General features: G+C 73.1%; 22 protein-coding genes and 1 tRNA gene. 11 read left to right on the forward strand and 12 right to left on the reverse strand.

What is annotated here, in order from left to right; translation table 11 throughout:
• Positions 1-24 precede the first annotated feature (24 nt).
• Positions 25-963: a sugar kinase gene (locus FJ251_00665; protein ID MBM4116250.1), complete on the forward strand. Its 939-nt coding sequence runs from the start codon at positions 25-27 to the stop codon at positions 961-963.
• Here the strand turns inward: FJ251_00665 and FJ251_00670 are convergent.
• The 4 genes from FJ251_00670 to FJ251_00685 all read right to left on the reverse strand — a co-directional run bounded on the left by FJ251_00670 (position 950) and on the right by FJ251_00685 (position 6,411).
• Complete coding sequence (locus FJ251_00670; GenBank protein MBM4116251.1) at positions 950-2,287, reverse strand: class I SAM-dependent RNA methyltransferase; 1,338 nt, start codon at positions 2,285-2,287, stop codon at positions 950-952. The two genes, FJ251_00665 and FJ251_00670, sit on opposite strands and share 14 nt — an antisense overlap.
• A gap of 100 nt (positions 2,288-2,387) precedes the next feature.
• Positions 2,388-4,709 carry an NADP-dependent malic enzyme gene (locus tag FJ251_00675; protein ID MBM4116252.1) on the reverse strand — a complete coding sequence of 774 codons (2,322 nt, stop codon included), beginning with the start codon at positions 4,707-4,709 and terminating at the stop codon, positions 2,388-2,390.
• A 135-nt stretch (positions 4,710-4,844) separates the two neighbouring features.
• Positions 4,845-5,405, reverse strand: a complete 561-nt coding sequence (gene efp, locus FJ251_00680; GenBank protein MBM4116253.1) for an elongation factor P — start codon at positions 5,403-5,405, stop codon at positions 4,845-4,847.
• Between the two features lie 76 nt (positions 5,406-5,481).
• Complete coding sequence (locus FJ251_00685; GenBank protein MBM4116254.1) at positions 5,482-6,411, reverse strand: histone deacetylase; 930 nt, start codon at positions 6,409-6,411, stop codon at positions 5,482-5,484.
• A gap of 177 nt (positions 6,412-6,588) precedes the next feature.
• On the opposite strand from FJ251_00685, the gene FJ251_00690 reads away from it, so the two are divergent.
• The 7 genes from FJ251_00690 (at position 6,589) to nikR (ending at position 10,899) form a co-directional block, all read left to right on the forward strand.
• On the forward strand, positions 6,589-7,398 hold the full coding sequence (locus FJ251_00690; protein MBM4116255.1) for an SDR family oxidoreductase: 810 nt from the start codon (positions 6,589-6,591) through the stop codon (positions 7,396-7,398).
• A gap of 50 nt (positions 7,399-7,448) precedes the next feature.
• Positions 7,449-7,838: a dethiobiotin synthase gene (locus tag FJ251_00695; GenBank protein MBM4116256.1), complete on the forward strand. Its 390-nt coding sequence runs from the start codon at positions 7,449-7,451 to the stop codon at positions 7,836-7,838.
• A gap of 133 nt (positions 7,839-7,971) precedes the next feature.
• Positions 7,972-8,466, forward strand: a complete 495-nt coding sequence (locus tag FJ251_00700) for a hypothetical protein (GenBank protein MBM4116257.1) — start codon at positions 7,972-7,974, stop codon at positions 8,464-8,466.
• 42 nt (positions 8,467-8,508) lie between these two features.
• Positions 8,509-9,159 carry a cobalamin biosynthesis protein CbiM gene (locus FJ251_00705; GenBank protein MBM4116258.1) on the forward strand — a complete coding sequence of 217 codons (651 nt, stop codon included), beginning with the start codon at positions 8,509-8,511 and terminating at the stop codon, positions 9,157-9,159.
• Positions 9,156-9,707 carry an ABC transporter permease gene (locus FJ251_00710; GenBank protein ID MBM4116259.1) on the forward strand — a complete coding sequence of 184 codons (552 nt, stop codon included), beginning with the start codon at positions 9,156-9,158 and terminating at the stop codon, positions 9,705-9,707. Before FJ251_00705 ends, FJ251_00710 begins: the two co-directional genes overlap by 4 nt.
• A complete protein-coding gene (locus FJ251_00715; GenBank protein MBM4116260.1) occupies positions 9,700-10,476 on the forward strand; it encodes an ABC transporter ATP-binding protein in 777 nt (258 codons plus the stop codon). Before FJ251_00710 ends, FJ251_00715 begins: the two co-directional genes overlap by 8 nt.
• A gap of 3 nt (positions 10,477-10,479) precedes the next feature.
• Complete coding sequence (gene nikR, locus FJ251_00720; GenBank protein ID MBM4116261.1) at positions 10,480-10,899, forward strand: nickel-responsive transcriptional regulator NikR; 420 nt, start codon at positions 10,480-10,482, stop codon at positions 10,897-10,899.
• A gap of 21 nt (positions 10,900-10,920) precedes the next feature.
• Here the strand turns inward: nikR and FJ251_00725 are convergent, their stop codons facing one another.
• From FJ251_00725 to FJ251_00740, 4 genes are all read right to left on the reverse strand, one after another.
• Positions 10,921-14,949 (reverse strand): response regulator, encoded by a 4,029-nt coding sequence (locus tag FJ251_00725; protein MBM4116262.1) that lies wholly within the window; start codon positions 14,947-14,949, stop codon positions 10,921-10,923.
• Between the two features lie 195 nt (positions 14,950-15,144).
• Entirely contained in the window at positions 15,145-17,706 is a 2,562-nt protein-coding gene (locus FJ251_00730) for a hypothetical protein (protein ID MBM4116263.1), read from the reverse strand.
• A 111-nt stretch (positions 17,707-17,817) separates the two neighbouring features.
• Complete coding sequence (locus FJ251_00735; protein MBM4116264.1) at positions 17,818-18,081, reverse strand: hypothetical protein; 264 nt, start codon at positions 18,079-18,081, stop codon at positions 17,818-17,820.
• Positions 18,078-18,689: an HD domain-containing protein gene (locus tag FJ251_00740; GenBank protein ID MBM4116265.1), complete on the reverse strand. Its 612-nt coding sequence runs from the start codon at positions 18,687-18,689 to the stop codon at positions 18,078-18,080. Before FJ251_00740 ends, FJ251_00735 begins: the two co-directional genes overlap by 4 nt.
• Positions 18,690-18,830: 141 nt before the next feature.
• Here FJ251_00740 and FJ251_00745 point away from each other — a divergent pair, with 141 nt between their 5' ends.
• Both FJ251_00745 and FJ251_00750 read left to right on the forward strand, forming a co-directional pair.
• Positions 18,831-20,894 (forward strand): S9 family peptidase, encoded by a 2,064-nt coding sequence (locus FJ251_00745; protein MBM4116266.1) that lies wholly within the window; start codon positions 18,831-18,833, stop codon positions 20,892-20,894.
• Positions 20,891-21,835, forward strand: coding sequence for a hypothetical protein (locus FJ251_00750; GenBank protein ID MBM4116267.1), 945 nt, complete (start codon positions 20,891-20,893; stop codon positions 21,833-21,835). Before FJ251_00745 ends, FJ251_00750 begins: the two co-directional genes overlap by 4 nt.
• A gap of 74 nt (positions 21,836-21,909) precedes the next feature.
• Here FJ251_00750 and FJ251_00755 read toward each other — a convergent pair whose 3' ends face one another.
• Entirely contained in the window at positions 21,910-22,497 is a 588-nt protein-coding gene (locus tag FJ251_00755) for a YceI family protein (GenBank protein ID MBM4116268.1), read from the reverse strand.
• Between the two features lie 204 nt (positions 22,498-22,701).
• Here FJ251_00755 and FJ251_00760 point away from each other — a divergent pair.
• A tRNA-Glu gene (locus tag FJ251_00760) sits at positions 22,702-22,779 on the forward strand.
• Positions 22,780-22,802: 23 nt separating this feature from the next.
• Here the strand turns inward: FJ251_00760 and FJ251_00765 are convergent.
• From FJ251_00765 to FJ251_00775, 3 genes are all read right to left on the reverse strand, one after another.
• On the reverse strand, positions 22,803-23,231 hold the full coding sequence (locus FJ251_00765; GenBank protein MBM4116269.1) for a DoxX family protein: 429 nt from the start codon (positions 23,229-23,231) through the stop codon (positions 22,803-22,805).
• 108 nt (positions 23,232-23,339) lie between these two features.
• Complete coding sequence (gene lexA / locus FJ251_00770; GenBank protein ID MBM4116270.1) at positions 23,340-23,972, reverse strand: transcriptional repressor LexA; 633 nt, start codon at positions 23,970-23,972, stop codon at positions 23,340-23,342.
• Positions 23,973-24,552: 580 nt separating this feature from the next.
• Positions 24,553-25,701, reverse strand: coding sequence for a DNA polymerase IV (locus FJ251_00775; protein MBM4116271.1), 1,149 nt, complete (start codon positions 25,699-25,701; stop codon positions 24,553-24,555).
• Between the last annotated feature and the right edge of the window lie 148 nt (positions 25,702-25,849).

Genomic DNA, 25,849 nt, shown 5'->3' on the forward strand with positions numbered 1-25,849 from the left:
AGGCCGCCGGGGGAGCAAGGCCCAATGCCCGGCTCGGCGGAGATCGCGGTGCTCGGCCTCGGCTGGTGCGCCTGCGATCGCATCTACAGCGTCGATCGCTACCCGCCGCCCGGCGGCAAGGCGCGCATCCGCGGCGTGCTCGAGCAGGGCGGCGGCCAGGTGGCGACGGCCCTCGTCGCCCTGGCGCGCCTGGGCCACCGGGGGCGCATCGTCGGCAAGCGGGGGGACGATCCCGAGGGCGAGCGCATTGCGCGCGAGTTCGCCGAGGCCGGTGTCGACACGGCGGGCCTGATCACTGTTCCCGGCGCGCGCAGCCAGCTCTCGGTGATCCTCGTGCCGGCGGCGGGCGGCGAGCGCACCATCTTCGTGCACCGGGGGGGGGGGATCGATCTCGGCCCCGCGGATCTGGAGCCGGGCCTGCTGCCGGCGGCGCCCTACATCCTGCTCATCGACGGCCACGAGCTGGAGGCCTGTCTCTTCGCCGCGGCGCACTGCCGGGCGCGGGGTGGGCGCGTCGTCCTCGACGCCGAGCACTGCGAGCCGCGCACGCGGGAGCTGCTGCCCCTCGTCGACGAGTTGGTCGCGGATGAGAGCTTTCCCGCGAAGTTGCTCGGCGAGGCGGTGGATCCGGGCGCGTCGGCGACGCTCGCGGCGCTGCGGGCCACGGGCGCGCGGCGCGTCACGGTCACCCTCGGCGCGCGCGGGGCGGTCGGCTGGGACGGGCAAACGCGCGTCGAGCAACCGGCCTTCGCAGTGCCGGTCGTCGACACGACGGGCGCCGGGGACGCCTTTCACGCCGGCGTCTGCCACGGCCTGCTCGCCGGGCTCGACTTCGCGGCGACCCTGCGCTTCGCCTGCGCACTGGCCGGGCTCAAGTGCCGCGCTCCCGGCGGCCGCCTGGGCCTGCCCAGCCTCGCCGAGGTCGAGGCCCTCCTCGCCAGCGGCCGGCTCAGGCGCGACTGAGGCGGGCGAGCAGCTCGACGTGGTGGGTCTGCGGGAAAAAGTCGAAGAGCCGCAGGCTCTCCAGGCGGAAGCCACGCGCGCACCAGCCTTGGAGGTCGCGGGCGAAGGTCGCCGGATGGCAACTCACGGCGAGGATCTCCTGCACCCCCAGAGGATCGAGCCAGGCCGCCAGCTCGGGCGCGCCCTGGCGCGGCGGATCGAGGACGATGCTGCGATACTGGCGCCCCTCGGCGGCGAGCACTGGCAGCAGCTCGGCGACGCGACCGGCGCGGAAACGAGCCCGCGCTGCCCGCGCCTCGCGCGCCGACTTGCGCGCGCTGCGCAGGGCGCTGCGCCGGCTCTCGATGCCGAGCACGCGCGCGCCGCTGAGCGCGAGCGGCAGGCTGAGGTTGCCCGCCCCGCAGTAGAGATCGAGAACCCAGGGGGCGTCGGCGAGCGAGAGCTCGGCGAGCAGCGCCTCGAGCAGCTGGCGGTTCGCCGCGCGGTTGGCCTGCACGAACTCCCCCGGTCGCGTGTGGAGCGGGTAGCTGAGCCGGCGCCCATCCGGGGCCGCGAGCTCGACCTGCTCGAGCAGATAGGGCGCGCCCGGCGGTTCCCGCAGCCAGCGGTCTTCGCGGTCGCGCAGCCCCCAGTGGACTGCGAGTCCTGGCGGTGCCCAGGCGGCGAGGGCCGCCGCCAGTTCGCGGCCCTCGCGGCCGGCGTCCCCGACCGTGGCCACCAGCTGCAGGGCAGGTGCCGGCGCCCCGCCGAGCAGAGTGAGTTCGACCTCCGCGCCGAGCGGACGCCGCAGCCGCCCGGCGAGATGCGCGCGTAGCGCGCTGACCGCCTCGGCCAGCGCCGGCTCGAGCAGCAGACAGCGCTCGTGTTCGACCAGGCGGTGGCTGCCCCGCGCGAGGAAGCCGAGCGCGAGCCGGCCGCCGCCTGCGCCGAGGAGCCGGTACTCCGCGCGCCGACGGTAGTCGAAAGGCGCCGGGGTCGGCGCGAAGACCGGCGCCGGCCACTCGGCGAGACCCGCGATGCGCCGCAGGGCCGCCTCGACGACGGCCTGCCGGGCCGCGCGCTGCGCCTGCGGGTGGACCTGCTGCCACTGGCAGCCGCCGCACTCACCGGCCACCGGACAGGGCGGCGCGACGCGCGCGGCCCCCGGCGCGAGGACGGCGAGCAGCTCCGCCCGCGCCCAGCGGGAATGCTCCTCGCTGAGGCGCACGCGCAGGCGATCCCCCGGAACCGCTCCCGGCACGAAGACCGCCCGCCCGTCCAGGCGACCGACGCCGTCACCGCCGGCGGCGAGATCGGCGATCAGCAGTTCCACCGGCTCTCCCATGCCTCACCTCGGCGCGAGGGCGGGGACGAGAAAAGGGTCCGGGCGGCGGCCCGGACCCCCAGCGTAGCCATTCGGGCGGCGCTTGGCGATCGCTTTCGCCCTAGGTGGCGAAGTTGAGTGCCTCGCGCAGCTGCTGCTCCCGGCGCGCCACGGTCTGGGCGTCCACCGTCGCGATCGCCGTCAGATTGACGATCGTGCCGACGTCGCTGCCGCGCACGACGAGGTGGATCGGCTTGGCCATGCCCATCATGATCGGTCCGTAGCTGTGGGTGGCGCTGAACTTCTCCAGCAGCTTGAGGGCGATATTGCCCGCATCGAGATTCGGGAAGATGAGCAGGTTGGGCCGCCCCTTCAGTTCGGTGAAGGGGAAGTGCTCGCGCAGCGCGTCCAGGTCGAGGGCGAGGTCGGCCTGCACCGGACCGTCCACCACCAGGTAGGGACGCTCCTGGCGGATGAGCCGCACGGCCTCCGCCACCTTCTCCGTCTCGGGCGTGCGCACCGAGCCGAAGCTGGCGAAGGAGAGCAGCGCGATGCGCGGCACGATCTGCAGGCGATCCAGCTCGGAAGCGGCCATCAGCGTGATCTCCGCCAGATCGCGTGCATCCGGATTGATGTTCACCGAGCAGTCGGCCAGGCAGTAGAGCCGGTGCTCGTGGACGAGCATGTACATGCCGGCCACGAGGCGGCCGCCGGGTCGCGGGCCGATGATCTTCAGCGCCGGCCGCAGAACCTCCGGGTAGTTGACGGTGACGCCGGCCACCATTCCGTCGGCGTGCCCCTGCTGCACCATCATCGTCGCGAAGACGAAGTAGTCGCGCAGGTCGTGCTGGGCCTGCACCTGGGTGATCCCCTTGCGCTGGCGCAGCTTGTAGTAGGCCTTGACGTACTCCTCCATCTGCGGCGCGCTCTTGGGCTCGACGATCTCGATGCCCTCCGGGTCGTGGTGCAGCTCCTCGAAGCGGGCGCGGATCTCCTCGGCACGGCCGAGCAGCAGGGGTCTGGCGATGCCCTCGCGGGCGATCTCGCTGGTGGCCCAGATGACCTTCGGATGCGTGCCCTCGGGGAAGACGATGCGCTTGGGATCGCGCCGGGCGAGGACGTGGAACTTGCGCATGATCTCGCGCGACCAGTCCTGGCGCTCGCGCAGCTTCTCGCGGTACTCCTCGAGGTCGATCGGCTTCTGGGCGACCCCCGTCGCCATCGCCGCCTCGGCGACGGCGCTCGCCTCCCAGACCAGCACGCGCGGATCGAAGGGCTTGGGGATGATGTACTCGGGCCCGAAGCTGAGATCGCTGTCGTCGTAGGCGCGTTTGACCGACTCCGGCACCTCCTCCTTGGCCAGTCGCGCGAGCGCGCGCGCGGCGGCTAGCTTCATCTCCTCGTTGATCGCCGTCGCCTCGACGTCGAGGGCGCCACGGAAGATGAAGGGAAAGCCGAGCACGTTGTTGACCTGGTTCGGGTAGTCGCTGCGGCCGGTGGCCATGATGCAATCCGGGCGAGCCGCCTTCGCCGCCGGGTAGGTGATCTCCGGGTCGGGGTTGGCCATCGCGAAGATGATGGGCTTGTCCGCCATCGCCCTGACCATCTCGGGCGTCACGAGGTCCTTGAGCGAAACGCCGCAGAAGACGTCGGCGCCGCGCAGGGCGTCGCCGATGTCGCGCGCCTTCGTCGCGCGGTAGTACCTGTCCTTGTACCGGTTGCGCCCCTCGTCGCCGCGGCCCTGCCAGAGCACGCCCTTGCTGTCCACCATCAGGATGTTCTCGGGGCGCACGCCGAGCAGGACGTAGAAGTCCGCGCAGGCGATGCCGGCCGCCCCGGCGCCGCTGAAGACCACCTTCACCTTGCTGATGTCCTTGCCCACCAGCTCGAGCGCGTTGACGAGCGCGGCGCCGGAGATGATCGCCGTGCCGTGCTGGTCGTCGTGAAAGACGGGGATCTGCATCTCCTGCTTGAGCCGCTCCTCGATGACGAAGCACTCGGGGGCCTTGATGTCCTCGAGGTTGATGCCGCCGAAGGTGGGCTCCATCGCCTTGACGGCGGCGATGACCGCCTCGGGGTCCTCGGTGGCGAGCTCGATGTCGAAGACGTCGATGTCGGCGAAGCGCTTGAAGAGGACGCCCTTGCCCTCCATCACCGGCTTGCCGGCGAGGGCGCCGATGTTGCCCAGGCCGAGCACGGCCGTTCCGTTGGAGACCACGGCCACCAGGTTGCCCTTGGCCGTGTACTGGCGGGCCAAGCTGGGATCGCGCTCGATCTCCAGGCAGGGCTGGGCAACGCCGGGCGTGTAGGCCAGCGAGAGGTCGCGCTGGGTGACGCAGGGCTTGGTGGAGATGACCTCGATCTTGCCGCGGCGCTCGCCGCCGGCGTGGTACTCGAGCGCGGCCCGCTTGAGGGCCTCCCGCTTCTCGTTGGCGTCGGCCATCGGATCCTCCTCCGCAATGGCAGCCTGGGCGACCGCGGCGCGGTCGCCGGGTTTAGGACCTACAACTCCTGTCCGGGTACAAGAAAGGGCCGCACCCGGCCCTTGTCAATGCTGAGCCGGGCGGCCGCGAGGGCGCTAGGCGCGCTCGAGGTACTTGCCGGTGGCGGTGTCCACGCGGATCCGCGTGCCGCTCTGCACGAAGCCGGGCACCGTGACGACCAGCCCCGTCTCGCAGGTCGCCGGCTTCGTCTGCGCCGTGGCGGTGGCCCCCTTCACCTCGGGCGGCGTGTCGACGATGGTCATCTCGACCACCTTGGGCAGGTCGATGCCCACGACGCGCCCCTCGAAGGTCTGCACGTCGACGCTGGTGTTCTCGACGAGGTAGGGGAGGGCGTCGCCGAGCAGATCGCCGGGGATGTGGATCTGCTCGAAGCTCTGCTCGTCCATGAAGACGTAGTCGCTGCCATCCTGGTAGCTGTAGGTCATCTTGCGGCTGAGCACGTCCACGCGCTCGACCTTGTCCGGCGATCCGTAGCGAAGCTCCTTGTTCACACCGGTCTGCAGGTTCTTCATCTTGACCTGGACGTGGGCGGGGCCCTTGCCCGGGGTCACGTGATTCATCTCGGTGACGCGGAAGAGCTCGCCGTCGATCTGATGGATCTGGCCGGCGCGGATCTGGGTAGCGATGATCTTCATGGATAGCCTCACGGTGACGGGCGAAGGGGCCCGGGCGAGGGCGCAAGATAGCAGAGGCGGCGAACAGCGGCAAGACTCAGGCGGACCAGGCGTCCAGGCTCGCGGCAACGGACTCGACCAGGGCCCCGAGATCGTAGCCCCCCTCGAGCACGGCGACGAGGCGGCCTCCGCAGAGCTCGTCGGCGAGCGCGCCCAGCTGCGCGCTGAGCTGGCCGTAGCCCGCGGTCGTCACGTCGTGCTGGGCCAGCGGATCGGCGTGATGCCCGTCGTAGCCGGCCGAGACGAGCAGGAAGTCCGGCCGGAAGCCGCGCAGCGCGGCGCTGAGCTCGCCCCCGACCCAGTGCAGGTATTGCTCGTCGCCGCTGCCCGGTCCGAGCGGCCGGTTCAGCGTGCAGTCCAGGCCGGGGCCGGCGCCCACTTCGCTGCGCCGGCCGGTGCCGGGGTAGAGCGGCGACTGGTGGCAGCTCGCGTAGAACACGGTCGGGTCCTCCCAGAAGATCTCCTGCGTCCCGTTGCCGTGGTGGACGTCGAAATCGACGATGGCCACCTTGGCCGCCAGGCCCGCCTCCTGCAGCGAGCGCGCGGCGACCGCCGCGTTGTTGAAGAGGCAGAAGCCCATCGCCCGGCTGGACTCGGCGTGATGCCCGGGCGGGCGCAGCGCGCAGAAGGCGCGCCGTGCCTCGCCCGCCGCCACCGCGCGGCAGGCCGCGATCGCCGCGCCCGCCGCGCAGAGCGCCGCCCGCCAGCTCGCGGGCACGACCGGCGTGTCGGGATCGAGGTAGCCCGGCCCGCGGGCGCAGCCGGCGCGCACCCGCTCGAGGTGGCCGCTCGTGTGCGCGGCGGTGATGGCCCCCTCGGCGGCCACGGGCGCCTCCCGGAGCCAGCGGTAGCGCGCCGGATCGAGGCCGGCGAACAAGCCCTCGAGCGCCGCGAGGCGCGCTGCGCGCTCCGGGTGCCCGTGCCCCGTGTCGTGAGCGTGGCCGCTCGAATCGGTGTAGATGGCCAGCGGCGCCCGCACGCGCAACCTCGCCGTCGCTCTGGACTCGCCCAGCCTCCGCCCTTCGGATGCAGGCGGAGTCAGTATGCCACGGCGTCCCCCACCGCACCAGTCTCGCGCCGGCGCCGCGTTGACGCCCGGCGCCCGCGCGTGCTACTCCTGCCCCACCCCTTCGCGGAGGCCGCGATGACCAGCCACCCCCTCGCGGGTCAATGGGCCCTCGTCCTCGGCGCGTCGAGCGGCTTCGGCGCTGCGTCGGCGCTGGCCCTGGCCCGCCGCAGCTGCCACATCGCGGGCGTGCACCTGGACCGCCGGGCGACGCTGCCCAAGGTCCAGGAGATCATCGGCGCCATCGAGGCGACGGGGGTGCGCGCGCTCTTCTTCAACGTCAACGCCTCGAGCCAGGAGAAGCGCGACGAGGTGATCCAGCAGCTGCAGGCCGTCGGCGTCGGGCGCTTGCAGGTGCTGCTGCACAGTCTCGCCTTCGGGTCGCTGCTCCCCTACTTCCCCGCGGCGGTCGCGGGCGGCGAGCCACCACCCACCATGGGCCGCGACCGCATGGAGATGACCCTCGACGTCATGGCCCACAGCCTCGTCTACTGGACGCAGGACCTGCTGGCGGCCGGCCTGCTCGGCGCCGGCAGCCGCATCTTCTCGATGACCTCCTCGGGCGGGAGCCGAGTAATGCCCAGCTACGGCGCCGTGAGCGCCGCCAAGGCCGCCCTGGAGAGCCACACCCGCCAGATGGCGATGGAGCTCGCGCCGCGGGGGATCACGGTCAATGCCCTGCGCGCCGGGGTCACGGACACGCCGGCCCTGCGCATGATCCCGGGCAACGAACGGATCCTGGCGATGGCCCGCGAGCGCAATCCCTCCGGCCGGCTCACCCTGCCCGAGGACGTGGCGGGCGCCCTCGTCGCGCTCTGCGGGCCCGGCACGGACTGGATCACCGGCAATGTGATCGGCGTCGACGGCGGCGAGGACATCGTCGGCTGAGACCGGGGCCGGGCGTTCGCCGCCGCGGACCCGGAGCGAAGGAGGAGTCGATGCCGATCCCGAAACAGCTGCCCCCGGCTTCCGGCAGCGAGCCGCCGGACGATAGTCACACGCCCTTCGTCCACTGCGCACCGCACACGCGGGCCGGTGAGCCCTTCCCGATCGCCGTGCGCGTCGGCCACGTGGCCGAGCACACGGACGACCCGGAGCACTACATCCCCTGGGTGCAGCTCTGGAGCGGCGAGCGCCTGCTCGCCGAGGCGCGCTTCGCCCAGGGGCTGCTTGGCGGCCAGGGCGCGTGCGGCAACGCGACCGTGACCTTCAACTTGGTGCCGGCGCCGGGAACCCTCGATCTGACCGCCCTGGCCTACTGCAACCGGCACGGCCTCTGGGAGAGCGCGCCGGTCCGCGTCGAAGTCGAAGCGCCCACGGAGGACTGAGGGATCCCGAGCCGACCGGCCGCAGCAGAGGCCGGCGCTGCGGCCATCGGTTCGCGCGCCCGAGGAGCGCGAACGGATGGGACCCTTGGGAAAGGGCTTGCCGGGGGCCCGACCGATCGCTACGCTGCGTAGCATGAAACGAGAACTCGTAATACTCGCCTGCATCGCCTGCACGGCGGCCGGACGGGCTCACGCCCATGGCGTTCGCCATGCGGTGAGCCACGCCAGCGCTGTGGTCGTGACGATCCGCCATGTCGATGGCGCTCCGCTGGTCGGGGCGCAGTACCGGATGTTCGCGCCCGGCGCAGACAGCCCCTTTCAGAGCGGCCGCACGGATGCCGCCGGTCGCGTCGGTTTCCTGCCCGATCGCCCCGGCGAGTGGCGTCTCACGGCGGCGAGCGAGGATGGGCACGGCGCCGACATCGCCATCGCGATCGACTCGTCGCTGGCAGTGCCCTTGGCCGCCGATAGCACTGTCGCCGCCCGGCCGCCGCTGCTGATGATCCCCGGCAGCGCTGCGGCGGCAAAGGTGCGCCCGCTCTGGGACCGGGCGGCTCCGATCGTCGCCGGTGTCGGCCTGCTCTTCGGACTCTTTGGCGTGGTCGTCCTCTTCGCGAGGCGTCGCTGATGCCGGTCCTCCCGGCCCGCGGCGGCCTGCCCCAGGCACGCCGTGCACGTCCCTGACGGCATGCTCAGCCCGCGCTTCTATCTGCCGGCCTGGGGCGCGGCCGGCCTCGCCTGGGCCTGGACGCTGCGGGCCGGCGGCCGCCGCTTCGATCTCGATCGCCTGCCCCGCCTGGCCAGTCTCAGCGCGCTGGCCTTTCTCCTGATGAGCCTGCCGCTCCCCTTGCCCGGCGGCACGAGCGCGCACGCCTCGGGCATCGGCATCCTCGCCGTGAGCGTGGGGCCGGGGCTCTGCTTCCTCGCTGTCTCGCTGGTGCTGTTGCTGCAGGCCCTCGTCTTCGGCATGGGCGGCATCACCACCCTGCCCCTGAACGCCCTCGCGATGGGCCTGGCCGGGGGCAGCGCGGCCTGGGCGATCTGGCGCGCCCTGCGCCGCCTGAACGAACCGGCCGCGCTCTTCTGCGCCGGCTGGCTGGCGACGGCCCTGCCCGCCCTGCTCACGGGCATCGCCCTCGGCCTGCAGCCGCGCCTGGGCCGCGCCGCCGACGGCTCGCCGCTCTACTTTCCCTTCGGCCTCGGGGTGGCGGTGCCCGCGCTCCTCGTCCCCCACCTGCTGCTCGGAGTGGCCGAGGGACTGCTCACGCTCGCCGTTTGCCGCGGCCTGGCGCGCTGGGCGCCGCCGGACGCGGGCGCATGAAGGACCGCCTGCTGCTCGCGCTCTACCTGGCGGCGGTGGTCGCGGCGACCCTCGTGCACGCGCCCGCCCTGCTCGGCGCCGGCCTGCTGCTGGTCCTCGCCCTCGCCGGTCGCGGCGCGCCGCGGCTCCTCGGCCGGGTGCTGCTCGCCGTGGGCCCTTTCCTGCTCGTGCTGAACCTCTCGCTGCTCGCCCTGCCCCCCGCGGGCGGCGGCTCGCGCGCCGCCACGCTGCTGCGCACGGACCTGCGCGTCCTCCTCATCGCGAGCCTGAGCCTGCTCGTCGCCCAGCGCGTGAACCTCTTTCGCGCCCTCGCCCCCTGGCGCGGGCTGAGCGCCCTGCTCGTGCTGGCGGCCGGGCAGATCCAGATCGGCCGCCGCCTGCTCGCCGACGCCCGCCTCGCCCTCGCCAGCCGCAGCCTCGAGCGGCCGGGCCTCGCGCTGCTCTACCGGCACGCCGGGGCCATGGGCATCGCTCTCATCCGGCGCAGCGAGGCGGCCAGCGCCGAGCTGGCCCAGGCCCTGCGCTCGCGGGGGTGGGACCATGATTGAGGTGCGCGCGCTGGACTTCGCCTACCCGGGCGGCGCGCCCGTGCTCGCGGGCCTGGACTTCGCGCTTGCGCCGGGCGAGAAGGCGCTCCTGCTCGGCGCCAACGGCGCCGGCAAGTCCACCCTGCTCAAGCTGCTCGACGGTCTGCTCTACGCCCGCGCCGGCGAGATCCGCTACGCGGGCCGCCGCCTGGAGCGCGCGGCCTTCGCGGAGCGCGCGTTCCGGCGCCGCTTCCGCGCCGAAGTGGGCCTGCTCTTCCAGCGCCCCGAGACGATGTTCTTCAACCCCACCGTGCGCGACGAGATCGCCTTCGGCCCCCGCCAGCTCGGCCTCGCCGACGCCGGAGCGCGCGCCGAGCACTGGGCGCGCGCGCTGGACCTCGCCGCCCAGCTCGAGCGGCCGCCCTTTGCGCTCAGCGGCGGCCAGCAGCAGCGGCTCGGCCTGGCCTGCCTCTTCGCCCTCGAGCCCAAGCTGCTGCTCCTGGACGAACCCAGCGCCCACCTCGATCCCCCGGCCACGGGCTGGCTGGTGGACGCCCTCGCCGCCTCACCGGCCGCCGTGCTCGTCAGCACGCACCGGCTCGGCCTCGCGCCGGAGCTGGGGACGCATGCACTCCTGCTTTCCCCGGCGGGCCGCCTGCTCTACGATGGCCCCGTCGCGCCGCTTCTCGCCGACGGCGAGCGCCTCCTCGCGGCAGGGCTGCTGCACCGGCACGCGCACCGGCACGGCGAGCTCGAGCACCGGCACTACCACGCGCACGACTGGGACTAGGCCATGGCCGCGAACGACCTGCAGCGCTTCAGCGTCTCCCTGCCGGCCGGCCTGCTCGCGGAACTCGACCGGCGCATCACTCGCCAGGGCTACCCCTCGCGCTCGGAGCTGGTGCGCGACCTGATCCGCGAACGCCTCGTCGCCGAGAAGTGGGAGCAAGGCGCCGGGCGCGTCTACGGCACGCTGACGATCAGCTACGACCACCACACGCGCGGCCTCGCCGACCGCCTCGCCGAACTGCAGCACAACCGCTACGTGAACGTGCTGTGCAGCACGCACGTGCACGTGGACCACCACCACTGCCTCGAGGTGATCCTCCTGCGCGGACGGCCGAGCGAGATCGAGAAGCTCGCCATCCGCATCGGCGGGCTCAAGGGCGTGCGTTTCTCGCGCCTGACGCGAGCCTCGACGCTGGTCGAATAGGGCCGGCGCCGCGCGCGGGCGCTAGCGGCGGGCGAGGAGCCCGGCGCGCTGGAGCGCCGCCTCCAGGTCTTCCTTGCGCAGCGGCTTGCTGACGTAGTCGTCCATGCCCGCCGCGAGGCAGCGCTCGCGGTCGCCCTTCATCGCGTTCGCCGTCACGGCGACGATGCGCGGCTGGCGCGACGCCGGCAGCTCGGCGCGGATGCGCTGGGTGGCGCCGAGGCCGTCGAGCAGCGGCATCTGCATGTCCATCAGCACGAGATCGTAGTCCTGCTCGGCGAGGCGCTGGAGGGCGACCTGCCCGTTCTCGGCGAGATCGGCCCGCAGGCCGAGCCGCGCCAGCATGCTGAGGGCGACCTTCTGGTTCACCGGGTTGTCCTCGGCGAGCAGGATGCGCAGCCCGCCCGCGCCGGCGCTTGTCGCCGCCGCCCGCGGCGCATCGCCCTCGCCCGGGCCGGCCCCCGCTCCCGCGCGCCCCGGCGCCCTTGGGGCGAAGACCGTCGCGAGAACCAGCGCGAGGCGCGCCCGCTTCACCGGCTTGCTGAGGGTCCCCACGAAGCCCGCCGGCACCCCCTCGCTGCTGGCGGCGCTCGGGCCGCAGAGCAGGACCCGCGGCGGCGCGTCGGCGGGAGGCAGGGCCGCGAGCTGCCGCGCGCCGTCGCCGTGATCGAGGCCGCCCCCCTCCTCATCGACGAGAATCAACTCGAAGGGCGCGCCGGCCGCTGCGGCGGCAACGAGGCAGGAGCGCGCCTCCTCGCCGGTCGTGGCCGTCTTCACGCTCAGGCCCAGCTCGCGCAGCGTGGCCAGCAGCGCGGCGCGGCTCGTCGCGTTGTCCTCGACGAGCAGCGCGCGGCGCGCCGCCAGCCAGGCCGGCGGCCCCCCCGCGGGTCGATCGGCCGCCACGACGGCGCGCAGCGTGAAGTGGAAGGTCGCGCCCTGACCGGGCTGGCTCTCCACCCAGATCGTGCCGCCCATCAGCTCGCAGAGCTGCCGGCAGATCGCGAGCCCGAGGCCCGTGCCCCCGTAGCGGCGCGAGCTGGAACCGTCGACCTGGCTGAAGGAGCGGAAGAGGCGAGCCTGCCCCTCCGGCGAGATGCCGATGCCCGTGTCGCGCACCTGGCAGTGCAGCTCGACGCGTCCGTCGGGCAGCGCGCGCGCGTCGACCCGCAGGCTGACCTCGCCCCGGTCGGTGAACTTCACGGCGTTGGAGAGGAGGTTGATCAGCACCTGGCGCAGGCGCGACCCATCGCCGAGGATCCGCTGCGGGAGCTCGGGCGCCAGCTGGCAGGCGAGTTCGAGCCGTTTCTCGGCCACGCGCAGCGAGACGAGGTCCAGGGCCTCTTCGACGCACTCGCGCAGGTCGAAGGGCTCTTCGCGCAGCTCGAGCTGGCCGGCTTCGATCTTCGAGAAGTCGAGGATGTCGTTGATGATGACCAGCAGGGCGTCGCCCGAGCTGCGGATGATCTCCAGGTAGTCGCGCTGCTCCGGGCGTGGGTTGCTATCGATGACGAGCTGCGCCATGCCGATGATGCCGTTCATCGGCGTGCGGATCTCGTGGCTCATCGTGGCGAGGAACTCGCTCTTCGCGCGCGTGGCCGCCTCCGCCTCGGCGCGGGCCAGCTCCGCCTCCTGCTGGGAGGACTGCAGCTCGCCCACCATCTTGACCAGCTGCGCCGTGCGCTCCCGGATGCGCGCCTCGAGCAGCCGCATCCGGTAGCGGTTCAGGCTGCCACCGAGCAGGGCGACGAGGCCGAGCAGGACGAGGCCGAGACCCCCGCGCGCCCACCAGGTCTGGTACCAGGCCAGCGGCAGACTGAAGGCGAAGCTCGCCTCGGCGCTCTCGGCGCCGTAGACGTCGCGCGCCTGCACGCGGAAGGCGTAGCGGCCGCCCGCCAGGTTCGTGTAGTCCTTCCGCACATCCGTCGACCAAGCGGACCAACCGGCGTCATAGCCCTCGAGCCGGGTGCGGAACTGCGTCCGCGACGGCGCGTCGAGGCTGGGCGCCGCGAACTCGAAGCGCAACGCCCCCAGGTCCCGCCTCAAGGCGATCGCCCCGGACGGCGGTCGCGGGCCGCGCAAGAGGGAGTCGGGATCGACCGCGCTCACGCGCAGCAGGGGGGCGGCCGGCTGCGGGCGCCGGGCCGGCACGGGCACCGCGAAGCGCGCCAGCCCGTAGTAGTGCCCCACCCAGAGCACACCGTCCGCTTCGGGCAGCAGGGCCATCGGCTGGAGATGCGTCACCCGGCGCAGTTCGGGCGCGATCCAGGCCAGCGAGTCCGTCTCGCCCGGGCGGGCGAGGCCGACCGCAGCGTCCGTCGCGATCCAGGCGCCGTCCCTGCACTCGACGAGTCGGCTCACCTCGCGGCTGCCGTCGGCGAAGCAGCGGCCGAAGCTGCTATCGGGCAGGAGCGGCAGCAGCGCGTCCGTCGCCGCCGCGAGCGACGGTCGCCGCAGGCCGAGCTCGGTGCCGATCGCGACGCGGCCGTCGACGGCGAGCAGTGTGTAGCTGGGCAGGCTCGGCCCGGACTCCGCTCCACTCAGCCGGAGCCGTCGAGTCGGAGCCGCCGTTAGCCCGGCGCCGTAGGCGAGGGCGAGGCCTCCCCCCTCGTCCCAGGCGAGATAGACGGTACCGTCGCTATCCTGGCTCGCCCCGCGGACGTTTCCCGCGACGCCGGGCAGCGCGCCCGCCGGTCGCCAGCCGGCGGACTGTCGACGCAGGCAGTGCACGCCCCGCTCGCCCGCCGCGAGCACGAGCCCGGCATCCGCCAGCGAGCGGCTCAGCGAGTAGATCGTGCCCTCTTCCAGCAGGGGCGTCGCCGTCGTCTCGCCGACGGCGAAGACGCCGTCGTTGCAGCCGGCGAGCAGGCCGACCTCGGTTGCCAGCAGCGTCCAGCACTGCGTGGCGATGCCCGGCACGCGCGCAAAGCGCAGGCGCCCGTCGCCCGGCTGGCTCGCGTAGACACCCCAGGACGTGGCCACGAAGAGCCGGCCCCGGTAGCGCGCGATCGCCTCGACCGAGCCCTCCAGGCCGAGCCGCTCGTCGAAGCTGCTCAGGCGGCTGGGCAGCTCGAGCCGCGAGAGGCCGTTGTCGCAGTTCGCCCAGAGCCCGCCCGCGCCGTCCCGGAAGAGACCGAGCACCATGTCGTCGATCAGCCCCGTCGACTTGTCCTGCTGCGTGAGCAGCTCTCCGGCCGAACTGATCACGAAGACACCCGCCCGCAGGCTGCCCAGCGCCAGGTTGCCGTCGGGGAGCGCGAGCGCGCGGTAGACCTGCGCGTCGCGCAGCCGCTCGTTCAGGGCGCGCGGCAAGGGCAGATAACGACCCTCGGCGTAGCGGAAGAGGCCATGGTCGTCGCCGCCGCCGAGCAGGAGGCCGCCCTCCGGGAGCGGCAGCAGGACGGTCAGGCTGCGCTTGGCGAAGCGCTCGCCCCCCGGCAGCAAGGTGAGTTCGCCACTGGGCAGCAGGCGCTGGAGGCCGACGTCGGCCTGTCGCGTGTAGACCGCATCGTGTGCGGCATAGAGGCCGTGGAAGCGCTTGACCGGGCGCCAGACCTGCAGGCTGTCCGACCCGCCCGTCCAGAGAAAGATGGCGGTGCGGCCCTGGAAGAAGACGCCGCGGCTCGTCTCGACGATCGCGAAGATCTCCTGCGCCCCCAGCTCCGCGGCGGCGGCGGGCAGCAGCGGTCGCAGGGAGCGCAGCCGAAGCCCTCTCCTCGCGTCCGGCTCGAGGACGCCGAAGTCGTGCTGAGCGCCCACGCAGAGGCGGCCCTGGCGATCGCAGTGAACGGCGCGCACCACTTCCTCGCCCAGCGCGCTCACACGGCGCCAGGTGCGGCCGTCGTACTCGAGCAAGCCCTCCGTGTTGCCGACGTAGACGAGACCCAGGCTGTCCTGAGCGCCCGACCAGTTCTGCGGATTGAAGCCCAGCTCGTGGGTGTTGAAGTTCGTCGCGTACACGAGGCCGAGCTCGTGGTAGGCGAGGGGAGCCGCCGGCGTCCGGCTCGGCAACAGGAGCAGCGTCAGGAAGGCGAGGCAGGGTGGATGGAGGCGCATGATTCCGCAGCGGGCTCCGGCAGTCCAGGTCGTGTCGATGGGCGAGTGGTCGATCCGGGGATGTGATCGGCAGGTCGGCGGGCGCGCTTGACGCCAATCGTCGGCTTCAGGAGACGTTGCCACGGCCCCGGCGCGAGGCCGTCAACCGCAGCGCGCGCGGGATTCCCCCCGGCCCCCCGCGGGGAGGCAGGGACCTCAGCGCAGAAGGAGGAGGCGAGCGCGCCGCGTCTCGCCGCCCGCGCTGAGGCGAGCGAAGTAGAGGCCGGCTGCGCAGCGGTGGCCGCGCGCGTCGGCGCCGTCCCAGGTGAGCAGATGCTCGCCCGGTGTCAGCGGTCCCTCGTGCAGTCGGCGTGTGCGGCGCCCCTGGAGGTCGAACAGCTCGACCTGGACCGCGGCGCCGCCGGGACCCGCCACGCGCAGGCGCGGCGCAGCGCCGGCGACGCCGACGAGGCTCCAGACCGCGGGCGGCGCGGCCGGCCCCGCGGGGCTCGTCGTCCAGTCCCCGCGCACCACGTAGTCGCCCTCGCGCGCGAAGCTGACGGGCGTGTCCCCGGCCATCACGGCCACGGCCGCTGGGGCGTAGATCTCGAAATCGAGCTGCGGCGACGAGAGCCAGACCGTGTCGCTGTCGGCGCAGGCCCAGCCCGCTGGCTGGATTCCGATGTAGAGCTGTCCGTCCAGACGCAGCTCCCTGCCGTCGACGAGCAGGCTGCGGGCGGCGGCGCCCGCCTGCTCCTCGACGAGGCCGAAGCGCCCGGCCAGCAGCACCCCCGGCTCGTTGAGGACAGGCGCCCAGGCGGCGACCAGCTCCCGCCGCGCCCCCGCCGCGCCGCGCGTGGCGCGCAGGCCGCCGGCGAAGCGCTGGACGCTCAAGGGCTGGCTGGGCACACCGGGGGCGAGCAGCTCCCACTGCCAGAGGTAGCGGGCGTCCACGGCCCGCTGCGCGACGCGCAGCACTCGGCTGTTGGGATCGCTGTTGCCGTTGTCGTAGGTGCCGAGGCTCCAGCTCGCTTCGGTCGGCGCGGGCCAGAGCAGGTCGGCGTCCAGGCGGCCGTTGGCGCTGGCCAGCGTGTAGCGGCCGCCGGCCGCGCTGAAGCCGATGGACTCGCCGAAGTGCTGGCGCCACTCGTAGTCGTGCGCCTGCGCGTCCTTGCGCAGGTCGTCCAGCAGGTAGAAGGCAGGCATCGCCGGCGCCGTCCCGGGCAGCACCAGAGCCCAGCGCTCCGCCCGCTCGAGCGGATTGCCGCCGTCGTAGCCCCAGGACCAGTCCGTGCCGGGCAGCGGATAGTCGGGGTCGTTGAAGGGCGAGTGTCCATTGTAGGCAGGCGCCATGTCCGCCTTCAGCACGCGGCAGAAGCCGCGGTCGACGACGAGGGTGAGCGTGCCGTCGGTGCCGATGCTCTCGCCCGCGTTGTGCTGGCCGAGACCATCGACGAGGGGCAGGCTGTGCGCCTCGGTTTCCGAGGCCACGCCGGAGGGGCCGTTGTCCATGCCGAAGCGCTCGCCAAAGGCGCGCAGCGTGAAGTGGCCGACGTCCTCCTGCCAGTGGCCGCCCCAGAACTTGCCCGCTTGCAGCGTGAACTGCAGGCTCTCGGCGAGGGGATCGCCCGGCCAGCCGCGGCGCAGCACGTAGAGCCCCTGAACGGGGAAGTAGCGCTCGTCGGGCAGGAAGCCGTGCGGCGGTAGCTGGGGGCCGGTGCGGTGCCAGAGGAGCGTCGCGGGCTGGTCCGCGACCGAACCGAAATCGAAGCCGTGCGGACCGCAGGTGTAGTCGCGCAGCCAGCGCGCGAAGCGCGGATCGGCAACCGCAACCTGCGACCATTCCCAGAGCGTCGTGTGGAGCGCGAAGGGACGGCTGTACTCCGAGCAGTCGTTGCGGTTCAGGCAGATGCCCCCGCCCTCGGGCACGGTCAGGTAGGCGGCCCACTCGATGGCCGCCTCGACCTTCGCGGAGTCCCAGAGGACGACGCCGTCGAGGCGCTGCGCGGCGGCGTAGACGGGCGCCAGCAACCGGAAGACGACGGTGAGGTAGAGTCCCCCCTCGCCGTAGCTGCCGTCCGTGCCGAGCAGGTCGTTCAGCCCCTTCGCGATCAGCGCCTCGCCGACGCTGCGCGCCCGCGCCAGAACGGGGTCGCCCGGCCAGTCGTCGCGCAGGCAGAGCTCGGCCTGGATCAGCACCGCCCCGATGCCGATGCTGTGATTGCTGCAGTAGGGGTTGTACAGGCCCTTCGTGAAGTAGAAGTCGTTGCTCATCGCGACGATGTAGCTGCGGATCTCCGCCAGCGTCGCCGCCGTGATCGCGGGCGAGGCACTGCCGAAGATCATGTCGTACATGTAGAGCAGAGTGCGCAGGCGGATCGCGGCGGAGAGGTCGTCGCCGCCGCCGTAGACGTCCTCCGCGCTCAACAGGAGCAGCGTCGCGTCCATCAGCTTCTGCCGGATGGCACTGGCCAGGGGCTCTTCGGCCATCAGCGAGGTCAGGCCCAGGCTGGGCGCCATCGCGAAGCCGTAGTTGCTGCCGAAGACCAGGTCGACGGGAACATTCTGGTAGATCGAGGCCGCGGATTGCATGCCCGCCCAGGCAGCGGCCTTCGCCGGATCGGCGGCGATCGAGTCGGGCAGGGCGGCCAGCAGCGCCGGATCGACGAGCAGGCGCGGATGGTTGTCGGCCCAGGCGCGCGGCTGGGCCTGGGCGGCGGGCGCCCCGAGCGGGGGCAGCAGCGCGAGCAGGACGGCGACGGCGAGGAGTTGGCGCACGGCGTCTCCCTGGGCAGTGCGTGGCCGGCGCCCCGGGTGGGAGCGCCCGATCCCCAATTCTAGCACAGCCGCCGGGAAAGCGCCGCCCCCCTCGCGCGCCAGCGCCCGACCCTAGAGTTCGGCCTCCAGGCGCTGGCCGCAGTCGGGGTTCCGGCAGACCCAATGGACCTCGCAGCGATCCAGGGGCAGACCGCCCGGCTCGATGCCGAGGTCCTCGGGCGCCTCGACCTGCTTCCACATCCAGCCGCCGCAGGTCGGGCAGGGCCGCTCGGTGAAGTGGCAGACCGGGCAGGTCCGGGCGCCGGGCGCCTGGGCGTCAGGCTCCAGCGGAGTCAGGCAGTTGGGGCACTTGGCAGCGGTGGCGGACTCGCTCATCCCTCGCCTCCCGCGCCGACTGCCCCCGGCTCGCCCGCCAGACCCAGGGCGCCGGCCGCCGTCTGCATGCCGGCGATGGTCTCGGCGATCAGGGTCTCCAGCGGCAGGCCGAGGCGCTCGGCGCCCCGCTCGATGAGGGCGCGGTCCACGCCCGCGGCGAAGCGCGCGTTCTTCCACTTCTTGCGCACCGAGGAAACGGTGGTGTCCAGCACGCTGCGACTGGGCCGGACCAGGGCCGTCGCGGCGACGAGACCGGTCAGCTCGTCGACGGCGAAGAGCACGCGCTCCAGCTCGCTCTCGGGCTCCACCTCCGTGCAGGTCTCCCAGCCGTGGCTGAGCACGGCGCGGATGAGCGGCTCCGGCCAGCCGGCCTCGCGCAGCAGGCGGGGCGTGTGCTGGCAGTGCTCCTGGGGATGCAGGTCGTAATCGAGATCGTGGACGAGCCCAACGGCGCCCCAGAGCTCGGGGTCGCCGCCGTAGCGCGGGGCGAAGTGGCGCATCACGGCCTCGACGGCCAGGGCGTGCGTGCGCAGAGCCTCGCTCGGCGTGTGAGCGCAGAGCAGCGCCCAGGCCTCCTCGCGGCTCGGGACGCGCTCGGCTGTCGTCATCGGAACCTCCTCCAGCGGACGGACGGCGGCAGTCTAGCGCATGCCGGAGCGGCCGAGAAGGCCCTGGCGCGCCGAGGCGGGCTCGTCTATCATCGCCGGATTCTCACGCCGGCGCACGGCGCCCCGCGAGGAGCCCATCGCATGCCTGTCTCCCCGCTCAGCAGCGAGGATCTCTGGACCCTGCCCCGCGTCGGGCTGCCCGCCCCATCGCCGAACGGCGAATGGGTGGCCGTGGCCGTTGCACGCTACAGCCTGGCCGAGAACAGCGGCAAGAGCCGGATCTGGCTGCTGCCCGCGGGGGCGAGGGCGGCCGGCGAGGGCGGACCGCGGGACCCGGCGCGCCCCCTCACCGCCGCCGACGCCGACTGCCGGCAGCCGGTCTGGAGCCCGGACGGCGAGGGCCTCTTCTTCCTGCGCACCCCGGGCGCGGGCGTGGGCCGCTTCGGCGATCGCCCGCAGCTCTATCGCCTGCACCTGGCCGGCGGCGAAGCCGAGCGCCTCACGGATCTGCCCTACGGCGTGCTGGATCCGCGCTGCTTCCCCGACGGCCGCCGGGTGGCCTTCCTCAGCGAGATGGCCGCCGGCCGCCCCGGCGTCGAGGGCGCCGCCGCCCTGCGCAAGCGCGAGGAGGAGCGCGCGCTTCCGGCGCGCGTCACCGAGAGCCGCGTCTATCGGTACTGGGACCACTGGCTCGAGACGGAGCGCTACTACCACGTGCTCTGCCTGGACCTCGCGACGGGCGCGCTCAGCGACCTCACGCCGGACTCGCAGCGCTGGTTCGACCCGCTCGAGCCCCTCGGCGAGTACGACATCGCGCCCGACGGCCGCGAGCTGGCCTTCTCGGCCTGCGCGAGCCGTCCGCCGCACGACCCCTTGCGCTGGGGCGTCTTCACCGTGCGCCTGCAGCTGCGGGTGGACGGGCGCGTGGTCCCCGGCCGCCCGCGCGAGTTGGGCCGGGCCTGGCGGGGCGGCGCGCGCCGGCCGCGCTACTCACCCGACGGCCGCAGTCTCGTCTACGGTGGCCGCCGCGAGCACGATTTCTACGCGGACCGCGTGCGGCTCGTCCTGCGCGAGCGCGCGAGCGGCGCCGAGCGCGTCCTCACCGAGGACTGGGACCGCTCGGCCGACGCCTGGATCTTCGACGCCGATGGCCGTCGCCTCCTCACCCTCGTCGAGGAGGCGGCGCGCAGCGCGCTCTATGCGATTCCTCTCGCCGCGGCGCGCCGCGGCGCCGTCACCCCGCGCCGCCTGCGCCGCGGCGGCAGCTACGCCGGCCTTGCCGCGGCCGGAGCGCGGCTCTTCCTGAACGCGTCCTCGCTGAGCGAGCCGCCGGAGCTGCTCGTCCTCGATCGCGAGGGTCGCCGCCCGCGCGCGCTCAGCGCCTTCACGGCGCCGCTGCTCGCGGGCCGGCGCCTCGGCCGCGTCGAGGAGCGCCACTTCAAGGGCGCGGGTGGTCGCCGCGTGCAGATGTTCCTCGTCCACCCACCCGGGCCCTTTCGCCGGCGGCGCCCCCTGCTCCAGCTCGTGCACGGCGGGCCGCATGGCACCTTCGGCGATCAGTGGCACTGGCGCTGGAACGCGCAGGTCTTCGCCGCCGAGGGCCGCCTCTGCGCCTGCGTGAACTTCCACGGCTCGACGGGCTGGGGCCAGGCCTTCGCCGCCTCCATCCTGGGCCGCTGGGGCGATCAGCCCTACGCGGACGTGATGGCGGCCACGGACCTGCTCGTCGCCGAGGGTCTCGCCGACCCGAAGCGGCTCGCCGCGGCCGGCGGCTCCTACGGCGGCTACCTGATCGCCTGGATCGCCGCCCGCACGCGGCGCTTCGCCTGTCTGGTGAACCACGCCGGCGTGAGCGACCTCCAGTCGCAGTACGCCTCGGACCTGACGCAGGGCCGCCGGCGCGCCCTGGGCGGCGAGCCCTGGGACGATCTCGCGGGCCTGGACCGCTACAACCCGATGCGCCACGCGGCCGGCTTCGGCAGCCCCATGCTCGTGCTGCACGGCGAGCGCGACTTTCGCGTCCCGCACAGCCAGGGCCTGGAGATCTACAACGTCTACCAGGCGATGGGCCTGCCGGCCCGGCTCGTGCTGTACCCGGACGAGAACCACTGGATCCTCAAACCGCAGAACAGCGTCCACTGGTACGGCGAGGTCAGCGCCTGGCTGAGGCGCTGGCTGCGCCCCACGCGCGGAGCGCGGCGATGAAGCGCGCGTCGCTGCTCGTCGCGCTGGGCCTCGCGCTCGCGCTGCCCGCCCTTGCCGAGGAGGAGACCGTGCCCCTGGCCGACTTCGACACGCTCTGGGACTACTTCGATCCGGCCGCGACGGAGGCGCGATTTCGCGAGCGCCTGCCGGCCGTCGTGGCCGCCGGCGACCCTGACCTGCACGCGCAGCTGCTGACACAGATCGCGCGCAGCCAGGGCCTCCAGCGCCGCTTCGCCGACGCGCGCCGCACCCTCGACGAGGCCGAGCGCGTGCTGGCCGGCCGCGGGGGCGTCGCCGCCCTGCGCCTCCTGCTCGAGCGCGGTCGCCTGCTCAACGCGGAGGGCGATCCGGCCGCGGCCCTGCCCTACTTCAGCGCGGCGCTCGAGGCGGCCAAGGCCGAGCGGGAGGACTTCCACGCCGTCGACGCCGCGCACATGCTGGGCATCGCCGCGCCCGGCGAGGCGGGACTCGCCTGGAACCTCGAAGCGATCGCGATGGCCAAGGACAGCCGCGACGAGCGCGCGCGCGGCTGGCTGGGCTCCCTGCTCAACAACACGGGCTGGCGCTACCACGATGCCGACGACTACGCGCGCGCCCTGGCGCACTTCGAGGCCGCGCTCGAGTTTCGCCGCGAGCGCGGCAAGCAGCCGGAGCTGCGCATCGCCGAGTGGACGGTGGCGCGCTGCCTGCGCTCGCTGGGTCGGCTCGAGGAGGCGCTGGCCATCCAGCGGGATCTCGAGCGGCAGTTGGCAGCCGCGGGCGAGGCGCAGGACGGCTACGTCTTCGAGGAGCTGGGCGAGCTCAACCTGGCGCTGGGCCGCGGCGAGGACGCGCGGACCTACTTCGCCAGGGCGCACGCCGTGCTTGCGAGCGATCCCTGGCTGCAGGCCAACGAGGAGGGGCGCCTCGCGCGCATCGCCCGGCTCGGCGGGCTGAAGTAGCGCCGCACGAATGCGAAAGGGTCGGGCGAGCCGCCCGGGCCTTTCGCGTGACGCTGCGCAGGCGGAGCGAGCCGCTAGGGCTTGTGGATGCCCTCCACCTCGAGCTCGATCCCGATCTCGTCGCTGACGACGGCGCCGCCCGTCTCGAGCAGGTTGTCCCAGCTCAGGCCGAAGTCCTTGCGGTTCAACGAGCCCCGGGCGCTGAAGCCGGCGCGCTCGTTGCCCCAGGGATCCTTGATCGTGCCGAAGTACTCGAGCTTGAGAACGATGGGCTTGGTCACGCCACGCATCGTGAGCTCGCCCTTGAGCAGGTAGTGCTCGCCCTGCTTCTCGATGCCCTTGGACACGAAGCTCAGGGTGGGGAACTCCTCAGCTGCGAAGAAGTCCGGGCTCCTCAGGTGGTCGTCGCGCTTCTCGTTGCCCGTGTCGATCGTGGCGGTCTGGATGGTCGCCTGGGCGCTCCAGGTCTCCGGCTTGCCTTCGCTGAACTCGAAGCTGCCCTCGAAGCCACCGAAGTGCCCGCGCACCTTGGCGACCACCATGTGGCGCGCCACGAAGCCGACGCTCGAGTGGGCCGTGTCGATCGTGTAGGTGGCCGCCTCGGCCAGGCCGGCGGTACCGAGAACGAGAAGCCCCGTGAGGGCCAGCAGCTTGCGATTCATCGTGCCTCGCTTTCGTGAGTCCTTGAGGATGCGGCGGGCCAGCCCGGCGCCACCGCGCTGGAAAATATAAGCGGCTCGCCGGGATCTCGCACGCCCTCTCGCCCGGGCGGAATTCAGGGGCAGGTTGTCACGCTTATCGGCCGAGCCAGCCGCGTTGACAAGGCGGGAGGGCATTGCTAGAGTGCGCGCGCCGCGCTGCGGTCCGTCCCCATCGTCTAGCCAGGCCCAGGACACCAGATTTTCAATCTGGCGACACGGGTTCGAATCCCGTTGGGGACGCCTCTCCTCGCGCCGCCCACCTCGCCTCAGCGCCGGATCGCGAAGCGTCCCGGCCCCGCCAGGGCGAGCGCCAGAAAGACGCCCAGCAGTTCGAGCGCGTGGCTCGCCCCCTGCCAGCCGGCGCCCGCGGATGCGGGGGGCAGGTTCAGATGGTACAGGGCGGCCACCAGCATCGTGATGGCGAGCAGGCCGGCCGCCGGCCGCGTGAAGAGCCCGACGAGGACGAGCAGTGCGCCCAGGCTCTCGGCGAAGGCCGCCGCCGCGCCCCAGACGACGGGCCAGGCGTGCAGGCCGAGGTTGCCCATCGCCTCCCCGACGCGGCGCCAGGTATCGGGTCCACCGGTCAGCTTCCCCCAGCCGTGGAAGACGAGCATGCTCGCGCCGCCGGCCACGCGCAGCAGGAGCAGGCCGAGGTCCAGGGCGAGCGGTCCGCGGGCAGGGTTGGCTCGTCGCATGGTGGCTCCTTTCGCGGGCCGCTAGGGTCGAGGCGGAAGCGCCGGCGGCGATTCGGGGCAGTGGGGGCGCGCCGTGACGGCCGGCGGCGGCGATCCCTCTCGCCGCCCCTAGAGCACCCGCATCACGGCCACGACCTTGCCGATGATGCGCACCTCGGCGCTGCCGGCCGGCACCCAGATCGGCTCCATCTGGCTGTTCTCCGGCTGCAGGCGGACGCCGCCGGGCTCCTTGTAGAAGGTCTTCACCGTGGCCTCGCCGTCCACCAGCGCGACGACGATCTCCCCGTCTCGGGCCGTCTCCTGCGGGCTGACCACGATCGTGTCGCCGTCGAGGATGTGCGCCTCGACCATCGAGTCCCCCACCACCTTGAGCAGGAAGTTGCCCTCCCGCGCGGCAAAGGAGGCGTCGACCTCGATCCACTCCTCGATGTTCTCCTCGGAGAGGACCGGGATCCCCGCCGCCACCTGTCCGATCAGGGGCAGGCGCAGCACCTTGCCCTCCGCCGATGGCCGGCGCGCGCCCAGCTCGAGCAGCTCGATGCCGCGCGAGCGCTCCCGGGCGCGGCGGATGTAGCCCTTGCGCTCCAGGGCCTCGAGGTGGTCCTGCACCCCCCGCGGCGAGCGCAGGTCGAAGTGACCGGCAATCTCCCTGATCGTCGGGGGATAGCCGTTTTCCCTCAGGAAATCTCTCAGAAAGTCCAGCACGGATCGCTGGCGATCCGTGAGAGCCGTTGGCGACATATCGCCCGCCTCCTGTGGAAGTACCAGCGGCGCCGGACCCGGCGGCTGGCTGCGGCGAGAAGCTGCCGGCCCGGGGCGGCCAAGAGCTCACAAGCACCCGAGCACAGGCCGGTCAAGGCCGTCAAGGAGAAGTCGATCGACCACCGCTCCGGTCGGCGGCGGTGAGGAACGGCCGGGGAGAAGGAGCGGGAGAGCGCGTCTCGCTCTGCCGAAACCCTGCGAGCCGAACCCTCCCTTTCGGCCCGCTGGCGCCCCTCCTCCCCGGTCAAAACGCCGGCTGCCGCCAGCTGCGCCGTGAGGCGCCGGCCGGCGGGACAGCCCTCCACCCGGGCCAGTGCGGTCGCCGGGTAGATGCCGCCGTCCGGATGGACCGGACAGCCCGGGCAGAGGGCATAGAGCTCGGGGCCTCCCGGGAGACCGGGAAGATGGGCCTGATTGGCCCGGGAGTCCCCGGGGTGACTGCCTGTGACCAGAAAGCGGCGGGCGTTGGCCAGGGCCGTCTCCAGGTCCAGGTCGGCACGGGGGCGCCGCGGCGCCGCCGTGGCGAAAAGGTCGATCTGCCGGTCCTCGATCACGCGCATCAGCGACTTCCTCCCAGCAGGCGGGCCCGCTTGACGGTCCCGCGTCCGAAGCGCGCCCCGAGGGCGTCCATCGCGCCGTCCAGGCGCGCTTCGCGTTCCGGCGTCTCGCCGGCGAAGAGGCTGAGCGGCACGGCGTCCCGGGGAACCAGATTGCGCAGCGAGATGCCCAGCAGCCGCACCTTCTCGCCCCGCCGATCCACCGTGTCCAGCAGGCGGCGGGCGGACTGGAAGATGAGCAGCCCCTGATCGAGGCACTCGCTGCCGGTGACGGAGCGGCTCAGGGTGCGGAAGGAGGCCGTGCGCAGCTTCAAGGTCAGCGTGCGGCCGGCCACCCCCTGCCGGCGCAGGCGCCGGGCCACCTTCTCGGCCAGCTCGAGCAGGGTGCGCTCGAGCACGCGCAGCTCGTCCTGATCCTCGTCGAAGGTGTGCTCGTGGCCCACGGACTGCTCGGCGGGCCGCTCGGCCTCCACCGCGCGCGGATCCTCGCCGCGCGCGAGCCGCGCCAGGCGCGTGCCCCAGCGCCCGAACAGGCGCTCCAGCTCGGCCTCGCCCAGGCGGTCCAGGTCCCCGATCGTGGCGATGCCCAGCGCCTGGAGCCGCGCCAGGGTCTTGGGACCCACGCCCCAGAGGCGCCCCACGGGCAGCGGGTGCAGGAACTCCACGACGCCGCCGGGCGGCACCACGGTGAAGCCGTCGGGCTTCTCCAGGTCCGAGGCGATCTTCGCCACGAACTTCACCGGCGCCAGGCCGGCCGAGCAGACCAGGCCCGTCTCCTCGCGGATGCGGGCCTTGATGCCGCGCAGGGTCTCCACCGGCGGCCCGAAGAGCAGTTCGGTGCCGCTGAGGTCCAGGAAGGCCTCGTCCAGGCTGAGCGGCTGCACCCGCGGCGTGTACTCGCGCAGGATGGCCATGATGCGCTTGCTCTCGGCCACGTAGACCTCCATGCGCCCGGCCACGAAGCAGGCCTGCGGGCAGAGCCGGAAGGCCGTGCGCAGGGGCATCGCGCTGTGGATGCCGAAGCGCCGCGCCTCGTAGCTGGCCGCCGAGACCACCCCCCGCCGCGTCGGATCGCTGCCGCCCACCACGACGGGCTTTCCCCTCAATTCGGGAAAGTCCCGCTGCTCCACCGACGCGTAGAAGGCGTCCATGTCGACGTGGGCCAGGGCGGGGGAGGACCGGAACACGAGCGCGCCACCTCCGAATCCGGGCTCGCCGTGGGGCCGGCGATGGCAGTGAGGCTACTATACACTCGTATAGATGTCAAGCCGCTGGCGATGAAATGGCCTAAACCCTTTT

The sequence above is a fragment of the bacterium genome, assembly GCA_016873475.1.
Lineage (GTDB): Bacteria > Krumholzibacteriota > Krumholzibacteriia > JACNKJ01 > JACNKJ01 > VGXI01.